Raw genomic sequence first — 16,366 nt, 5'->3', positions numbered from 1 at the left:
GTCTAATTTAAAAAAACGATTAAATTGAAAGGGGAAATCAAGATGGCTAGAAAATATCCGTTAGATAAATTTCGTAATTTCGGAATAATGGCTCATATAGATGCAGGTAAAACTACTACTACTGAGCGTATATTATTCTACACAGGAAAAACTCACAAAATTGGTGAAACACACGAAGGTGAGTCACAAATGGACTGGATGGTTCAAGAACAAGAAAGAGGTATAACTATTACTTCTGCTGCAACAACTTGTTTCTGGAAAGAACATGAATTAAATATAATCGATACTCCAGGTCACGTAGATTTCACAGTTGAAGTTGAAAGATCATTAAGAGTATTAGATGGTGCTGTAACAGTTCTTGATGCAAAGAGTGGAGTTGAACCACAAACTGAAACAGTATGGAGACAGGCAGATAAATATGGAGTTCCTAGAATGATCTATGTAAATAAGATGGATGCTACAGGAGCTGATTTCTTCAGATGTATACAAACTGTAAGAGATAGATTAAAAGCTAATGCAGTTCCAATACAAATTCCAATAGGATCAGAAGATCAATTCAGAGGAATGGTTGACTTAATTACAAATAAGGCTATCTTAACTTATGATGATTTAGGAAAAGATGTAAGAATTGAAGAAATTCCTGTAGAATTAGTTGATCAAGCAGAAGAATATAGAGCAGCTATGATAGAATCAATAGCTGAAACAGATGAAGCTTTAATGGAAAAATACCTTGAAGGTGAAGAATTAACTGAAGATGAATTACATGCAGCTTTAAGAAAAGCTACAATAGCTAATGAAATAGTTCCATGTATATGTGGATCTTCATATAAAAATAAAGGTGTTCAAGAAATGATAAATGGGGTTGTTGCTTATTTACCATCACCTTTAGATATTCCAGCTGTTAAAGGAACAGATTTAGATGGTAATGAAGATTCAAGAGAAGCTTCAGATGAAGCTCCAATGTCAGCATTAGCATTTAAAATAGCTACTGACCCATTTGTTGGTAAATTAGCATTTACAAGAATCTATTCTGGTGTACTAAAAAGTGGATCATACGTTTTAAATTCAACAAAAGGTAAGAAAGAAAGAATTGGTAGACTAGTTAAAATGCACTCTAATACTAGAGAAGAAGTTGAAGAATTAGAAGCTGGAGAATTAGGAGCAATAATTGGATTAAAGAATACTACTACTGGTGATACTTTATGTTCTGAAGATAAGCCAATAATTCTTGAGTCAATGGAATTCCCAGAACCAGTTATATCTGTTGCTATAGAACCAAAAACAAAAGCTGGTCAAGAAAAAATGGGCTTAGCTTTAGCAAAACTTGCTGAAGAAGATCCAACTTTTAAGACTTATACTGATCAAGAAACCGGTCAAACAATTATAGCAGGTATGGGTGAACTTCACTTAGAAATCATCGTTGATAGATTGACAAGAGAATTTAAAGTTGAATGTAATGTAGGTGCTCCTCAAGTTGCTTATAAAGAAACAATTAAAGAAGCTGTTAAAGCTGAGGCTAAATATGCTAAACAGTCAGGTGGTAAAGGACAATACGGTCACTGTGTTATTGAAATGGAACCAACTGAAGGTGAATATGAATTTGAAAATAAAATTGTTGGAGGAGCTATTCCAAAAGAATATATTCCTGCAATAGATAATGGAATTCAAGAGGCATCTAAAAATGGTATAATAGCTGGATATCCAGTTATAAACTTCAAAGTAAGATTAGTTCATGGATCATATCATGAAGTTGACTCATCAGAAATGGCATTTAAAATAGCTGGTTCTATGGCATTTAAAAATGCTATGCAAAAAGCAAAACCAGTATTACTTGAACCAATGATGAAAGTTGAAGTTACAATTCCAGAAGAATATATGGGAGATGTAATGGGAGACATTAATTCAAGAAGAGGTAGAATTGAAGGAATGGAAGCTGTAAATGGAGCACAAGTTATAAGAGCTTTTGTACCATTATCAGAAATGTTTGGATATGCTACTACTTTAAGATCAAGAACTCAAGGTAGAGGTAATTATTCAATGGTATTTGATCATTATGAAGAAGTTCCTAAGAGCATTCAAGAAAAAGTTGCAGGTGAAAGAAGTAAATAAATTTTAAATATTTACTTTATATAAATTAAATTTTTATTTTAAGGAGGAAAAAACAATGTCAAAAGCAAAATTCGAAAGAAATAAGCCACACGTAAACATTGGAACAATAGGACACGTAGACCACGGTAAAACAACATTAACAGCAGCGATAACAACAGTATTAGCAAACAGAGGATATGCAGAAGCATTCAACTACGCTGATATAGATAAAGCACCAGAAGAAAAAGAAAGAGGAATCACAATTAACACAGCACACGTTGAGTATGAAACAGAAAATAGACACTATGCTCACGTTGACTGTCCAGGGCATGCTGACTATGTTAAGAATATGATAACAGGAGCAGCACAAATGGATGGAGCTATATTAGTATGTTCAGCAGCAGATGGTCCAATGCCACAAACAAGAGAACATATACTATTAGCATCAAGAGTTGGAGTTGACTATATCGTAGTATTTTTAAATAAAGCAGATATGGTAGATGACGAAGAATTATTAGAATTAGTTGAAATGGAAGTTAGAGAATTATTAAATGAATACAACTTCCCAGGAGATGACATTCCAGTAATAAAAGGATCAGCATTAAAAGCATTAGAAAATCCAACAGATGAAGCTGCAATAGCTCCAATTTTAGAATTAATGGAAGCAGTAGATAGCTATATTCCAACACCAGAAAGAGCAACAGACAAACCATTCTTAATGCCAGTAGAAGATGTATTCACAATCACTGGTAGAGGAACAGTTGCAACAGGAAGAGTTGAAAGAGGAGTTCTTCATGTATCAGACGAAGTAGAAATCGTAGGATTAATGGAAGAAAAGAGAAAAGTAGTAGTAACAGGAATAGAAATGTTCAGAAAGTTACTAGACGAAGCGCAAGCTGGGGATAACATTGGAGCATTATTAAGAGGTATCCAAAGATCAGAAATCGAAAGAGGTCAAGTACTTGCAAAAGTTGGATCAGTAAACCCACACAAGAAATTTGTAGGTCAAGTTTACGTATTAAAGAAAGAAGAAGGTGGAAGACATACTCCATTCTTTGATGGATATAGACCACAATTCTATTTCAGAACAACAGACGTTACAGGAACAATTAAATTACCAGAAGGAATGGAAATGGTAATGCCTGGAGACCACATAGATATGAACGTTGAGTTAATCACTCAAGTAGCAATGGATGAAGGATTAAGATTTGCTATTAGAGAAGGTGGAAGAACTGTAGGTTCTGGTGTTGTTACTAAAATAATAGAATAATTTGATTTTTATATAAATAAAAGAAGTAGGTAAATTTATCTACTTCTTTTATTTATATAAAAAATTTATTGAAATTTTAAAAAAAAGTAGTATAATAAAAAAATATGTAGAAGATGATAAATATTAGTTTAATAAATTTATAATGAGTAAATATTAATTTTGAAAAAATACTTGAAATAAAGTAATATGCATAGTATAATGAAGAAGTTGTAAAGCGAACAGTGATGAATCAAGAGGTTGCCGAACTTCCGGGGAATTCTTGATGAGTATGTCAGGATCTAGAATCCGACGACAGGGGTTCTAGTATTATCTTAGTTATGAAACACCAGGATAAGTTTATAGAACAAGCGCTGTTGTGCGTTAGAAGTAAAGCGTACATGAAAAGGAGGGAAATTAAATGTCAAAACAAAAAATAAGAATAAGATTAAAAGCATTTGATCATACAATATTAGATCAATCAGCTGAAAAAATAGTTGAGACTGCTAAATCTACAGGTGCTAGGGTTGCTGGACCAGTTCCACTACCAACTGAGAAAGATGTTATAACTATCTTAAGAGCTGTACATAAGTACAAAGATTCTAGAGAACAGTTTGAAATCAGAACTCATAAGAGATTAATCGATATAGTTAATCCATCACCTAAAACTGTTGATGCATTAATGAGATTAAACTTGCCTGCAGGTGTAGATATTGAAATAAAATTATAATGATTTATAAGATTGCAAAAATGAACTGTTATGATTGTATAACAATCCGCTAATAAGTTTAGGAGGTGTAGCTAAATGCAAAAAGCTATAATAGGAAAAAAGATAGGAATGACTCAAATATTTGATGAAAATGGGAAAGTTGTTCCAGTAACAGTTGTAGAAGCAGGTCCATGTGTTGTTGTTCAAAAGAAGACAGTAGAATCAGATGGATATGATGCAATACAAGTTGGATTTGGAGAAATAAGAGAAAAGTTAGTAAATAAGCCTAAAAAAGGACATTTTGCTAAAGCTGGAGTATCAGTTAAAAGAAAGTTAAAAGAATTCAGATTAGAAGATATATCAACTTATAATGTTGGAGATGAAATAAAAGTTGACATATTTGAAGCTGGAGATAAAGTTGATGTGTCAGGTATATCTAAAGGTAAAGGATTTGCCGGAGTTATAAAAAGATGGAACTTCAACAGAGGACCTATGTCTCATGGTTCTAAATTTAAAAGAGCTGTTGGTTCTATGGGAGCTTCATCAGATCCATCAAGAACTTTCAAAAATAAAAAAATGCCAGGACACATGGGTGCTGTAAATACTACTGTATTAAATTTACAAGTTGTTAGAGTAATGCCTGAAAAAAATGTTATTCTAATAAAAGGTGGAATACCAGGACCAAATAAAGGAACAGTAGTTATAAAAAATAGCGCTAGAGCTTAATTTTTATAGAAAGGAGGAACCCTAATGCCTACAATAGGATTATTTAATAAGGAAGCAAATAAAGTTGGAGAAATTCAATTAAACGATCAAATTTTTGCAGTTGAGGTGAATACTGATGCAATACATCAAGTAGTTGTAGCTCAATTAGCTAATAAAAGACAAGGAACTCAATCAGCTAAAACTAGAGCTGAAGTTAGAGGAGGCGGAATTAAGCCTTGGAGACAAAAAGGAACAGGTAGAGCAAGACAAGGTTCTATAAGAGCACCTCAATGGATAAAAGGTGGAGTTGTATTCGCACCAAAACCAAGAGATTATAGAATGTCTATACCTAAAACTATGAGAAGAGTTGCTATAACTTCTGCATTAACAAGCAAAGTTTTAGATAACAATATGATAGTTTTGGAAAGCTTAGAATTAGCTGCTCCAAAAACTAAAGAAATGGTTAATGTTTTAAATGCGTTTGAAGCTAAAAAGACTTTAATTGTAACAGCTGAATCAAATGAAAATGTATATAAATCAGCAAGAAATATTCAAGGAGTTGCTGTTTTACCAGTTAACAATATAAATGTTTATGATTTATTAAAATTTGAAAAGTTAATAATAACTAAAGAAGCTGTAAACAAAATTGAGGAGGTGTACGCATAATGAGATTAACAAGCCATGATATAATTAGAAGGCCAATGATAACTGAAAAAACTATGGCTGCTATGGCAGAAAATAAATACACCTTCATAGTTCATCAATCAGCTAACAAAGTTCAAGTAAAAAGAGCTATAGAAGAAATATTCAATGTAAAAGTTGAAGATGTAAAAACTATGAGAGTTGAAGGAAAAACTAAAAGAGTTGGCGTTCATATCGGAAAAAGAGCTGACTATAAAAAGGCTATAGTTAAATTAGCTGAAGGAAGTTCAATAGAATTCTTCGAAGGAATGCAATAATATTAAAGCATTTATTGGTTATATAACCAGATAAGCGAAAAAGAGGAGGGAATAAAATGGCAGTTAAAAAGTTTAAACCAACCACTCCATCTAGAAGACAAATGACTATGCCAACATTTGAAGAAATAACTACAAATGTTCCTGAAAAGTCACTTTTAGTTTCTTTAAATAAAACAGGTGGTAGAAATGGTCAAGGTAAAATAACTGTTAGACACCGTGGTGGTGGAGCTAAAAGAAAATATAGAATTATAGATTTCAAAAGAAATAAGGATGGTATAGTTGCTAAAGTTGCTTCTATAGAATATGATCCAAATAGATCTGCATATATCGCATTAGTTGTATATGCTGATGGAGATAAAAGATATATACTTGCTCCAGTCGGATTAAATGTTGGAGATAAGATAGTATCTGGTCCAGAAGCTGATATAAAACCAGGTAATGCACTTCCACTAAAAAATATGCCAGTTGGTACTGTTGTTCACAACATAGAATTACAAGCTGGAAAAGGTGGTCAAATGGTAAGAGCAGCAGGTACTTCAGCTCAATTAATGGCTAAAGAAGGAAATTATGCTACATTAAGATTACCATCAGGTGAAATGAGATATGTTAGAATAGAATGCAGAGCTACTATTGGAACTTTATCTAATACTACACATGATATAGTTAATATAGGTAAAGCAGGAAGAAAGAGACATATGGGATTCAGACCTACTGTTAGAGGATCTGTAATGAACCCTTGTGATCATCCACATGGTGGTGGTGAAGGTAGATCTCCTATAGGTAGACCAAGTCCAGTTACTCCATGGGGTAAACCAGCACTTGGATATAAAACTAGAAAAAATAAAAAATATTCAGATAGATTTATCATTAAGAGAAGAAACGACAAGTAATTTGGAGAGAATATATATTTCTCTTCATAGCTTGATCGCATAATTAGTAGATTTATGAAGGGAGGCAATTATAGTGAGTAGATCAATTAAAAAAGGACCTTTCGTACATGTTGGTCTTTTAAATAAGATAGAAGCAATGAACCAAAGTGGTGATAAGAAGGTTATTAAAACTTGGTCAAGAAGTTCAACTATATTTCCACAAATGATTGGCCATACAATAGCTGTTCATGATGGAAGAAAACATGTTCCTGTATATATATCAGAAGATATGGTAGGTCATAAATTAGGTGAGTTTGTATTAACAAGAACTTACAAAGGACATGATTACAACGAAAAAACATCAAAAAGAAAATAATAATCCCAGAAAGGAGGGCTTTAAATGGAAGCTAGAGCTATAGCTAAATATGTTAGAATGTCTCCAACTAAAGTAGGAGTTGTTCTTAATTTAATAAGAGGAAAAGATGTTAATGAAGCTTTCGCAATTTTAAAATACACTCCAAGAGATGCTGCAGAGGTAATATATAAAGTTTTAAAATCAGCAGTTGCTAATGCTGAAAATAATAATGATTTAGATATAAACAGATTATATGTTAGTGAAGCATTTGTAGGTCAAGGACCAACATTAAAGAGATTCAGACCTATGGATCACGGTAAAGCATTCAGAATAAATAAAAGAACAAGTCACATAACTGTAATAGTTAAAGAGAGAGCTTAATTAAGTAAGGAGGGAAACAGAGTGGGTCAAAAAGTAAATCCTCATGGACTAAGAGTTGGCGTTATTAAAGATTGGAATGCAAAATGGTATGCAGATAAGAAAAATTTCGCTGATAACTTAGTTGAAGATCACAAGATTAGAGAATTTGTTAAAAAAGAACTTTTTAACGCAGGAATATCTAAAGTTGAAATAGAAAGAGCTGCAAAAAGAGTTAAATTAAACATATATACAGCTAAACCAGGAGTTATTATAGGAAAAGGTGGTTCTGGAATAGAAAAATTAAAGAAACAATTATCTACTATAATAGCTGAAAAGAATATTTTAATAAATATTGTAGAAGTTAAAAATGTAGAAGTTGATTCTCAATTAATGGCTGAGAACATAGCAGCTCAATTAGAAAAGAGAATATCATTTAGAAGAGCTATGAAGCAAACAATACAAAGATCTATGAAATCTGGAGCTAAAGGAGTTAAAATAGCTTGTTCAGGTAGATTAGGTGGTGCAGAAATAGCAAGAACAGAACAATATCATGAAGGAACTATTCCACTACAAACTTTAAGAGCGGACATAGATTATGGATTTGCAGAAGCTGATACAACTTATGGAAAAATAGGAGTTAAAGTTTGGGTTTATAATGGAGAAGTTCTTCCAACAAAAAAAGTTGAAAAAGAAGAAGTTAGTGAATAGGATGTAATATAAGAAAGGAGGAATTTAATCATGTTAATGCCTAAAAGAGTAAAACATCGTAAGGTTCAACGTGGTAGAATGAAAGGTAAAGCTACTAGAGGAAATTTCCTTGCATATGGAGACTTTGGTATTCAAGCTACAACTTGTGGTTGGATAACAAGCAACCAAATAGAGTCTGCCAGAATAGCTATTAATAGATATATAAGAAGAGGCGGTAAGCTTTGGATAAAAATATTCCCAGATAAACCAGTAACTGAAAAACCAGCTGAAACAAGAATGGGTTCAGGTAAAGGTTCAGTAGAGTATTGGGTAGCAGTAGTAAAACCAGGTAGAGTTTTATTTGAGTTATCAGGAGTAGATGAAGAAAAAGCTAGAGAAGCTATGAGACTTGCTTCACACAAACTTCCTGTAAAGACTAAGTTTGTTACAAGAAGAGATTTTGAGGAAATGGGTGGTGAAGAGTAATGAAAGCTAGAGAGATAAAAGAACTAAGAACAAGTGCTCCTCAAGATTTAAAAGCTAAATTAGATGAATTAAAAGCTGAATTATTCAATTTAAGATTCCAATTAGCTACAGGTCAATTAGAAAACCCAATGAGAATAAGAGAAGTAAAGAAATCAATAGCTCAAATAAAAACTATTATAAGAGAAGAAGAGTTAAGAGTTGAGCTGTAATCCTGAAAGGAGGTTAAATCTGTGGAAAATAGAGGTTTAAGAAAGAACAGAATAGGTAAAGTTGTTTCAGATAAAATGGAAAAAACTATCGTAGTTGCAATAGAAACAAAGGTAAGACATCCATTATACGGAAAAACAGTTAATAGAACTACTAAGTTTAAAGTTCATGATGAAAATAACGAAGCTAAAATTGGAGATAGAGTTTCTATAATGGAGACTAGACCATTATCTAAGGATAAAAGATGGAGACTAGTTGAAATAGTAGAAAAAGCTAAATAGTATTTCAGAGTCTGAAAGGAGGTTAATTTCATGATACAACAACAAACCTTATTAAAGGTTGCAGATAATTCTGGTGCAAAGGAAATTATGTGTATCAGAGTTTTAGGCGGATCTAAAAGAAAGTATGGAAATATTGGAGATATAATAGTCGCTAGCGTTAAAAGTGCAACACCAGGCGGAGTTGTTAAAAAAGGTGACGTTGTAAAAGCAGTAGTAGTAAGATCAGTTAGAGGATTAAGAAGAGCAGATGGTTCTTATATAAAATTTGACGAAAACGCTGCTGTAATTATTAAAGATGATAAGCAACCAAGAGGAACTCGTATTTTTGGACCGGTTGCTAGAGAGCTAAGAGATAAGGAATTTAACAAAATATTATCATTAGCACCAGAAGTTCTATAATTATAAAAGATTAGGAGGTGGCTAAGATGAAGGTACATGTTAGAAAGAATGATACGGTAATAGTTATATCAGGAAAAGACAAAGGTAAAACTGGTGAAGTTTTAAAAGTTATTCCAAAAACAGGTAGAGTTATCGTTAAAGGTGTTAACATAGTTAAGAAACATCAAAAACCAAATAAACAAAACATGCAAGGCGGTATAGTTGAAATGGAAGCAGCTATAAACAGCTCTAAAGTTATGTTATATTGTGAAAAATGTAAAAAAGCTACAAGAATAAGCAATAAAATAATGGAAGATGGTTCTAAAGTAAGAGTATGTAAGAAGTGTGGAGAAACATTCTAAAATTTGAAAGGAGGTACTTTACATGTTAACAAGACTACAAGAAAGATATGAAAAAGAAGTAGTTCCAGCTATGATGGAAAAGTTCGGATACAAAAATATAATGCAAGTTCCAAAACTTGAGAAAATAGTTATAAACATGGGTGTAGGTGAAGCTAAGGATAATCCTAAAGTTTTAGAATCAGCTGTTAATGATTTACAATTAATAGCGGGACAAAAACCTATATTAACAAGAGCAAAAAAATCAGTTGCTAACTTTAAAATTAGAGAGAATATGGCTCTAGGATGTAAGGTTACATTGAGAAAAGCAAATATGTATGAATTTGCTGACAAATTAATGTCTATAGCTCTTCCAAGAGTTAGAGATTTTAGAGGAGTATCAAGCAAAGCTTTTGATGGTAGAGGAAATTATTCTCTAGGAGTTAAAGAACAATTAATATTCCCAGAAATTGAATATGATAAAATAGATAAAGTTAGAGGTATGGATATAATCTTCGTTACAACAGCTAATACTGACGAAGAAGCAAGAGAATTATTAAGATTCCTTGGTATGCCATTCGCTCAATAATAAGGAGGGGATACTATGGCTCGTAAAGCAATGATCGAAAAATGGAAAAAAGAACCTAAATATCAAACAAGAGCTTATACTAGATGTAGATTATGTGGAAGACCACATTCTGTATTAAAGAAATTTGGAATTTGTCGTATATGCTTTAGAGAATTAGCTTACAAAGGTGAAATTCCAGGATGCAAAAAGGCAAGTTGGTAATTACTAGTATAGTGAAAGGAGGCACAAAATAATGGTTATGACAGATCCTATTGCAGACTTACTAACTCGTATTAGAAATGCGAATGCAGTAAGACATGAAGTAGTAGAAGTACCTTCTTCAACAGTTAAGAAGGCTATAACAAACATATTATTACAAGAAGGTTATCTTAAAGAAATAGAGGAATACAATGATGGTGTTGTTCCTATGTTAAGATTATCTTTAAAATATGGATCAAATAAAGAAAGAGTTATTACTGGATTAAAGAGAATATCTAAACCAGGATTAAGAGTTTATTGTAAAAAGGATGAAGTTCCTAAAGTATTAAATGGATTAGGAGTTGCATTAATATCAACTTCAAAAGGAATATTAGTAGACAGAGAAGCTAGAAAAGCAGGATTAGGTGGAGAAGTTATCTGCTACGTTTGGTAATATAAAGAATATAATTTTATATTTAGATTGAGAAAAAATTAAAACATAAAAAAACATATTAGATGGATCCAAATTAACAGGAGGTGCAATTATGTCAAGAGTAGGTAAATTACCTATAGCTATCCCTTCTGGAGTAACTGTTGCTGTAACACCAGAGAATGTTGTTACAGTGAAAGGCCCAAAAGGTGAGTTAGTAAAAGCTATGCACAAAGACATTACAATAGCTGTTGAAGATGCTCAAGTAGTTGTTACAAGACCAAATGATGCTAAACAAAATAGAGCACTTCATGGTTTAACTAGAGCTTTAATCAATAATATGATTATTGGAGTTAACCAAGGTTTTAGTAAAACTTTAGAATTAATAGGTGTTGGATATAGAGCACAATTACAAGGAAAGAAACTTGTAATGAACTTAGGATATTCACATCCAGTAGAAATAGAAGCAGTAGATGGAATAGAGTTCAAATTAGATGGAACTACTAAGGTTATAGTTCAAGGTATAGATAAAGAAAAAGTTGGAGCTGTTGCTGCAGATATAAGATCATGGAGAAAACCAGAGCCATATAAGGGCAAAGGAATTAAGTATTCTGATGAAGTAATCAGAAGAAAAGAAGGTAAGACTGGTAAGAAATAATAGAAAGGAGTGAACCTTTATGTTTAAGAAAGCAGATAGAAAAGCATCAAGAGAAAAGCGTCATTTAAGAGTTCGTAAAAAAGTGTTTGGAACTACAGAAAGACCAAGACTTTCAGTGTATAGAAGTGAAAAAAATATTTATGCTCAAATAATAGATGATGTTAATGCTGTTACTGTAGTAGCCGCTTCAAGTTTAGATAAAACTATAGAAAAAGGAAGCAATAAAGAAGCTGCTAAATTAGTGGGAGAACTTGTTGCTAAAAGAGCTATAGAAAAAGGAATCACTGAAGTTGTATTCGATAGAGGCGGATACGTATATCATGGAAGAATTCAAGCTTTAGCTGATGGAGCAAGAGAAGCAGGCTTGAAATTCTAATCTAGAAGGAGGAAAATACATGAGAATCGATCCTAGTACACTAGACCTTAAAGAAAAGGTTGTTCATATAAATAGAGTTACTAAGGTTGTTAAGGGTGGTAGAAATTTCAGATTCAGCGCACTTGTAGTTGTTGGAGATGAAAACGGACATATCGGTGTTGGTACTGGTAAGTCAATTGAAATCCCTGAAGCAATAAGAAAAGGAATAGAAGATGCTAAGAAAAACTTAGTATCTGTTGCTATGGTTGGAACTACAGTTCCACACGAAATATATGGTAAATTCGGAACTGGTAAAGTTTTAATAATGCCAGCATCAGAAGGTACTGGAGTTATTGCTGGAGGTCCAGCAAGATCAGTTCTTGAATTATCAGGCTTAAAAGATGTTAGAGCTAAGTCTTTAGGATCTAACAATCCAAGAAACATGGTTAAAGCAACAATCAATGGATTAGCTAGCTTAAGAACAGCTGAAGATATAGCTAAATTAAGAGGAAAATCTGTTGAAGAGATATTAGGTTAGGAGGGATGGCGTCATGGTAAAAGTTACATTAGTAAAAAGCTTAATAGGTAGAAAAAAAGACCATATCGCTACTGCGCATGCCCTAGGACTAAAAAAAATTGGTAAAACAGTAGAGCATGAGGTAACTCCTCAAATAAATGGTATGTTAAATAAAATTAACTACCTATTAAAAATTGAAGAAGTATAAGAGGAGGTGTAGATGACTATGAAACTTCATGAATTAAAGCCTGCTGCTGGTAGTAAAAAAGCTCCTAAAAGAATTGGTAGAGGTACTGGTTCAGGTTTAGGAAGAAATGCTGGTAAAGGTGAAAAAGGTCAAAAAGCTAGATCAGGTGGTGGAGTAAGACCTGGATTTGAAGGCGGTCAAATGCCTTTATACAGAAGACTTCCAAAAAGAGGTTTTACAAATATATTTGCTAAAGAAATAGTTTCTATTAATGTTGATAGATTAAATGTATTTGAAAATGGAACAGAAGTTACTCCAGAATTATTACTTGAAAGAAGAGTAGTAAGTAAAGTAATGGACGGAATCAAAATATTAGGAAATGGTACTTTAGAAAAAAGTATTACTCTTAAAGGTTGTAAATTCTCAAAACAAGCAGCTGAAAAAATAGTTGCGGCTGGAGGAAAAGTTGAGGTGAATTAATCATGCTATCAACCCTACACAATGCCTGGAAGGTTCCAGATTTGAGGAAAAAAATATTATGGACAATATTTCTTGTAGCAATTTTCAGGATGGGAAGTTATATTCCTGTTCCTGGGATTGATACAGGAGCATTAAAAAATCTTACTCAATCTGGAGGCTTGATTAGTTTTTATGATTTAATTTCTGGAGGCTCTTTTAGTAGATTTAGTTTATTTGCATTATCCGTAACTCCGTATATTAATGCTACTATAATCATGCAATTATTACAAATTGCTATTCCTAAATTAGAACAATTGTCTAAAGAGGGAGACGATGGTAGAAAAAAAATACAAAAGATAACGAGATATGCAGCTATAGGTATTTCTATAATAATGGCTTATGGAAGTTACATTGTAATAGCAAAATATGGTGCTTTAAAATACAATTCTCCTATTGATATATTTTTAATAGTATTAAGCTTAGTGGTTGGATCAACTTTTCTTATTTGGTTAGGAGATCAAATAACAGTAAAAGGTGTTGGTAATGGAACATCAATAATAATATATGCTAATATAATATCAGCATTACCAATGACAGGATATCAAATATATTCTCTATTAATAGCAGGTAAAATAAATATTGTTGAAGTGATTTTATTTGTTGGAGCTGCAATTGCTTTATTAGCGGGAGTAATTTACTTATATCTAGCAGAAAGAAGAATACAAGTACAATATTCAAACAAGGCAGTAGGAAGTAGAATGGCTAGAGGTCAGTCACATATTCCTTTAAGTATAATAGGAACAGCGGTTATAGCAATAATATTTGCTATGTCAGTTATGAGTTTTCCAATGACTGTAGCAAACTTTTTCCCAAATGCTTCGTGGGCTCAGTGGATAACAGGATCTTCATATAGTCCATTTAATTCGGGAACATGGATGTATATAGTATTGTATTGCATTTTAACTATATTCTTTACTTGGTTCTATACGCAAATAACTTTTAAACCGGATGAAATGGCTGAAAATATGCACAAGTCATCAGGATTTATTCCAGGAGTAAGACCTGGTAAACCAACAGAGATTTATTTAGAAAAAGTGTTAAATAAGGTTGCTTTAATAGGAGGAATATTTGCGGCTATAATAGCAATAGCCCCTGTATTAGTTGCAAACTATACTAGTTTTCAAGATGTCCAATTTGGTGGAACATCAGTATTAATTTTAGTATCAGTTTCATTAGAAATTATGAGACAATTAAGTACTCAATTAACCATGAAACATTATCAAGGATTCTTGAATTAAATAAAATGAATTTGGAGATGATTGCCCGTGAAAATAGTTTTATTAGGTCCTCCGGGAGCAGGTAAAGGGACACAGGCAAAATCAATCAGTAATAGATACTCTATTCTTCATATATCAACAGGTGATATATTTAGAAAAAATATTTCAGAAAATACTCCTCTTGGAGTAGAAGCTAAAAGATATATGGATAATGGTCAATTAGTTCCAGATGAAGTTACTATCAATATGGTTAAGGATAGACTTAAACAAGATGATTGTAAAAATGGGTATCTACTAGATGGTTTTCCTAGAACAGTTCATCAAGCGGAAGCATTAGATGAATTTTTATGTTCAAGAGGAGAAAGTTTAAGTACATCTCTTTTAATAGAGGTGCCAACTGATTTTATTCTTGAAAGAATGACTGGAAGAAGAGTTTGTCCTTCATGTGGAGCTAGTTATCATGTGAAGTTCAATCCGCCAACAAAAGATGGAAAATGCAGTGTTTGTGGATCAGAAGTTATACAAAGAAAAGATGATACTGTAGAAACAGTACAAGAGAGATTAGATGTATATCAAAAACAAACTCAACCATTGATTGATTTTTATAAAGCTAAAAATAAACTTTCAGTAGTGGATGGAACAAAAGCAATAAATGAAGTTTTTGAAGATATCTGTAAGATATTGGATTAGGGAGCGATAATAATGATAATAATAAAAAATGATTTAGAAATCGACCTAATGAGGAAAGCCGGCAGAATTGTTGGAGAAACTTTAAATTTGTTAGAGGGCAAAGTGAAGCCAGGTATTACTACTGGAGAATTAGATAGAATAGCTGAAGAATTTATAACTAAGCATGGAGCTATGCCGTCTTTTAAAGGACTATATGGATTTCCTTCTTCACTATGTATATCTGTGAATGAGCAAGTGGTTCATGGTTTTCCAGGAAAAAGAAAGTTAAAAGAAGGCGATATAGTTTCAGTTGACTGTGGAGCTTTTATTAACGGATTTCATGGAGATGCTGCTAGAACTTTTGCGGTAGGAGAGATATCTGAAGAAGCTAAAAAACTTATAAGTGTTACTAAAGAAAGTTTCTTTAAAGGTATTGAAAAAGCTTATGTGGGAAATAGATTAACAGATATTTCTTGCGAAATACAAAGATTTGTAGAGGATAATGGATTTTCAGTGGTTAGAGACTATGTTGGACACGGCATAGGAAAAAAAGTTCATGAAGATCCAGAGGTACCTAATTTCGGTAGATCAGGTAGAGGTCCAAAACTTGTTTCAGGAATGGTTTTAGCCATAGAACCTATGGTTAACATTGGAAGTTATCATGTAAATACATTAGAAGATGGATGGACAGTAGTAACTCAAGATGGAAAGTTTTCAGCGCATTATGAAAATACAGTTGCAATTTTACCTAATGGTCCTGAAATATTAACACTTGTTAAGTAAATTAATGTGTGTTGCTTAGTTATAAATTTATGTTTACTTATATTAAAGTAAACTGTATATTTATGGCTAAGGTAATCTTTGAGGTGAATAATTTGCGAAATAATAACTCAATTGGCAGATTAGTAGTATCTAATAATGGGAGAGATAAAGGGAATTTTTATATTGTTGCTAATATAAAGGAAGAGTATTTATATCTTGTTAATGGTTCTACTAAAACGATAGAAAAGCCAAAGAAGAAAAAAAAGAAACATGTGATACTTACTAATGTGATTGATGTGAATATTAAAAATTCTATTGAATCTCAAGATAAGAATGCAAATTTAAAAATAAAAAGATTTATAAAACTTAATGGCACTGTCAAGGAGGTTTGATTACCTTATGTCAAAAGATGATATTATAGAAATGGAAGGTAAAGTTTTAGAAGCTTTACCAAATGCAATGTTTCAAGTAGAATTAGAGAGTGGGCATGTAATACTAGCTCATATTTCTGGAAAATTAAGAATGAACTTCATAAGAATTTTACCAGGAGATAAAGTTACAGTAGAGCTTTCTCCATATGACCTAACAAGAGGTAGAATTACTTGGAGAGCAAAATAA

General features: G+C 32.4%; 28 protein-coding genes. All 28 read left to right on the top strand.

Translation table 11 applies throughout. The annotated features are described in order from the left end of the window. Positions 1–42 precede the first annotated feature (42 nt). The 28 genes from fusA (at position 43) to infA (ending at position 16,366) form a co-directional block, all read left to right on the top strand. Entirely contained in the window at positions 43–2,109 is a 2,067-nt protein-coding gene (fusA, locus tag HH195_RS09770) for an elongation factor G (protein ID WP_196370970.1), read from the top strand. A gap of 55 nt (positions 2,110–2,164) precedes the next feature. After that, the gene (gene tuf, locus HH195_RS09765) at positions 2,165–3,358 is read left to right on the top strand and encodes an elongation factor Tu (protein WP_058991536.1); all 1,194 of its coding nucleotides are present in this window, start codon (positions 2,165–2,167) and stop codon (positions 3,356–3,358) included. Positions 3,359–3,755: 397 nt separating this feature from the next. Next, a complete protein-coding gene (gene rpsJ, locus HH195_RS09760) occupies positions 3,756–4,064 on the top strand; it encodes a 30S ribosomal protein S10 (RefSeq protein ID WP_055259925.1) in 309 nt (102 codons plus the stop codon). 75 nt (positions 4,065–4,139) lie between these two features. Next, positions 4,140–4,769: a 50S ribosomal protein L3 gene (gene rplC / locus HH195_RS09755; protein WP_055259927.1), complete on the top strand. Its 630-nt coding sequence runs from the start codon at positions 4,140–4,142 to the stop codon at positions 4,767–4,769. A 24-nt stretch (positions 4,770–4,793) separates the two neighbouring features. Next, a complete protein-coding gene (gene rplD, locus HH195_RS09750; RefSeq protein ID WP_055259929.1) occupies positions 4,794–5,414 on the top strand; it encodes a 50S ribosomal protein L4 in 621 nt (206 codons plus the stop codon). Further along, positions 5,414–5,707 carry a 50S ribosomal protein L23 gene (gene rplW, locus HH195_RS09745; RefSeq protein ID WP_196370969.1) on the top strand — a complete coding sequence of 98 codons (294 nt, stop codon included), beginning with the start codon at positions 5,414–5,416 and terminating at the stop codon, positions 5,705–5,707. Before rplD ends, rplW begins: the two co-directional genes overlap by 1 nt. Positions 5,708–5,763: 56 nt before the next feature. After that, positions 5,764–6,597: a 50S ribosomal protein L2 gene (rplB, locus tag HH195_RS09740; RefSeq protein ID WP_055259933.1), complete on the top strand. Its 834-nt coding sequence runs from the start codon at positions 5,764–5,766 to the stop codon at positions 6,595–6,597. Between the two features lie 73 nt (positions 6,598–6,670). Next, the gene (gene rpsS / locus HH195_RS09735) at positions 6,671–6,952 is read left to right on the top strand and encodes a 30S ribosomal protein S19 (RefSeq protein ID WP_055259935.1); all 282 of its coding nucleotides are present in this window, start codon (positions 6,671–6,673) and stop codon (positions 6,950–6,952) included. 24 nt (positions 6,953–6,976) lie between these two features. Further along, positions 6,977–7,312, top strand: a complete 336-nt coding sequence (gene rplV, locus HH195_RS09730) for a 50S ribosomal protein L22 (RefSeq protein ID WP_055259937.1) — start codon at positions 6,977–6,979, stop codon at positions 7,310–7,312. A gap of 21 nt (positions 7,313–7,333) precedes the next feature. Next, a complete protein-coding gene (gene rpsC / locus HH195_RS09725) occupies positions 7,334–7,999 on the top strand; it encodes a 30S ribosomal protein S3 (RefSeq protein WP_055259939.1) in 666 nt (221 codons plus the stop codon). A 30-nt stretch (positions 8,000–8,029) separates the two neighbouring features. After that, positions 8,030–8,464 carry a 50S ribosomal protein L16 gene (gene rplP, locus HH195_RS09720; RefSeq protein ID WP_055259941.1) on the top strand — a complete coding sequence of 145 codons (435 nt, stop codon included), beginning with the start codon at positions 8,030–8,032 and terminating at the stop codon, positions 8,462–8,464. Continuing rightward, positions 8,464–8,673, top strand: a complete 210-nt coding sequence (rpmC, locus tag HH195_RS09715; protein ID WP_055259943.1) for a 50S ribosomal protein L29 — start codon at positions 8,464–8,466, stop codon at positions 8,671–8,673. Before rplP ends, rpmC begins: the two co-directional genes overlap by 1 nt. A 21-nt stretch (positions 8,674–8,694) precedes the next feature. Then, on the top strand, positions 8,695–8,952 hold the full coding sequence (rpsQ, locus tag HH195_RS09710; RefSeq protein ID WP_082412354.1) for a 30S ribosomal protein S17: 258 nt from the start codon (positions 8,695–8,697) through the stop codon (positions 8,950–8,952). 30 nt (positions 8,953–8,982) lie between these two features. Continuing rightward, positions 8,983–9,351, top strand: a complete 369-nt coding sequence (gene rplN, locus HH195_RS09705) for a 50S ribosomal protein L14 (protein WP_196370968.1) — start codon at positions 8,983–8,985, stop codon at positions 9,349–9,351. Between the two features lie 26 nt (positions 9,352–9,377). Beyond that, the gene (gene rplX / locus HH195_RS09700; protein WP_055259947.1) at positions 9,378–9,692 is read left to right on the top strand and encodes a 50S ribosomal protein L24; all 315 of its coding nucleotides are present in this window, start codon (positions 9,378–9,380) and stop codon (positions 9,690–9,692) included. 22 nt (positions 9,693–9,714) lie between these two features. Further along, positions 9,715–10,257: a 50S ribosomal protein L5 gene (gene rplE, locus HH195_RS09695; RefSeq protein WP_055259949.1), complete on the top strand. Its 543-nt coding sequence runs from the start codon at positions 9,715–9,717 to the stop codon at positions 10,255–10,257. 15 nt (positions 10,258–10,272) lie between these two features. Beyond that, on the top strand, positions 10,273–10,458 hold the full coding sequence (locus HH195_RS09690) for a type Z 30S ribosomal protein S14 (RefSeq protein WP_055259951.1): 186 nt from the start codon (positions 10,273–10,275) through the stop codon (positions 10,456–10,458). Between the two features lie 31 nt (positions 10,459–10,489). Further along, positions 10,490–10,888, top strand: coding sequence for a 30S ribosomal protein S8 (rpsH, locus tag HH195_RS09685; RefSeq protein ID WP_055259953.1), 399 nt, complete (start codon positions 10,490–10,492; stop codon positions 10,886–10,888). Positions 10,889–10,979: 91 nt separating this feature from the next. After that, positions 10,980–11,522, top strand: coding sequence for a 50S ribosomal protein L6 (gene rplF, locus HH195_RS09680; protein ID WP_196370967.1), 543 nt, complete (start codon positions 10,980–10,982; stop codon positions 11,520–11,522). Positions 11,523–11,541: 19 nt separating this feature from the next. Then, a complete protein-coding gene (gene rplR, locus HH195_RS09675) occupies positions 11,542–11,898 on the top strand; it encodes a 50S ribosomal protein L18 (RefSeq protein WP_055259957.1) in 357 nt (118 codons plus the stop codon). Between the two features lie 19 nt (positions 11,899–11,917). Beyond that, positions 11,918–12,415 (top strand): 30S ribosomal protein S5, encoded by a 498-nt coding sequence (gene rpsE / locus HH195_RS09670; RefSeq protein ID WP_055259959.1) that lies wholly within the window; start codon positions 11,918–11,920, stop codon positions 12,413–12,415. A 13-nt stretch (positions 12,416–12,428) separates the two neighbouring features. Then, a complete protein-coding gene (gene rpmD / locus HH195_RS09665) occupies positions 12,429–12,602 on the top strand; it encodes a 50S ribosomal protein L30 (RefSeq protein ID WP_195926303.1) in 174 nt (57 codons plus the stop codon). An 18-nt stretch (positions 12,603–12,620) separates the two neighbouring features. Then, entirely contained in the window at positions 12,621–13,061 is a 441-nt protein-coding gene (rplO, locus tag HH195_RS09660) for a 50S ribosomal protein L15 (RefSeq protein WP_055260073.1), read from the top strand. Positions 13,062–13,063: 2 nt separating this feature from the next. Beyond that, on the top strand, positions 13,064–14,338 hold the full coding sequence (gene secY, locus HH195_RS09655) for a preprotein translocase subunit SecY (RefSeq protein WP_196370966.1): 1,275 nt from the start codon (positions 13,064–13,066) through the stop codon (positions 14,336–14,338). A 27-nt stretch (positions 14,339–14,365) separates the two neighbouring features. Further along, the gene (locus HH195_RS09650; protein ID WP_055259965.1) at positions 14,366–15,007 is read left to right on the top strand and encodes an adenylate kinase; all 642 of its coding nucleotides are present in this window, start codon (positions 14,366–14,368) and stop codon (positions 15,005–15,007) included. A 12-nt stretch (positions 15,008–15,019) separates the two neighbouring features. Continuing rightward, positions 15,020–15,769 carry a type I methionyl aminopeptidase gene (gene map / locus HH195_RS09645; protein ID WP_195926302.1) on the top strand — a complete coding sequence of 250 codons (750 nt, stop codon included), beginning with the start codon at positions 15,020–15,022 and terminating at the stop codon, positions 15,767–15,769. A gap of 83 nt (positions 15,770–15,852) precedes the next feature. Further along, positions 15,853–16,140 carry a KOW domain-containing RNA-binding protein gene (locus HH195_RS09640; RefSeq protein ID WP_321207688.1) on the top strand — a complete coding sequence of 96 codons (288 nt, stop codon included), beginning with the start codon at positions 15,853–15,855 and terminating at the stop codon, positions 16,138–16,140. A gap of 7 nt (positions 16,141–16,147) precedes the next feature. Further along, positions 16,148–16,366, top strand: coding sequence for a translation initiation factor IF-1 (gene infA, locus HH195_RS09635; RefSeq protein ID WP_055259969.1), 219 nt, complete (start codon positions 16,148–16,150; stop codon positions 16,364–16,366).

Origin of the sequence: Candidatus Sarcina troglodytae (genome assembly GCF_015708635.1) — a bacterium.
Taxonomy (GTDB): Bacteria; Bacillota; Clostridia; order Clostridiales; family Clostridiaceae; genus Sarcina; species Sarcina ventriculi.
Note: the sequence above shows the minus strand (reverse complement) of the source record. Positions and strands in the feature narration are given on the sequence as shown.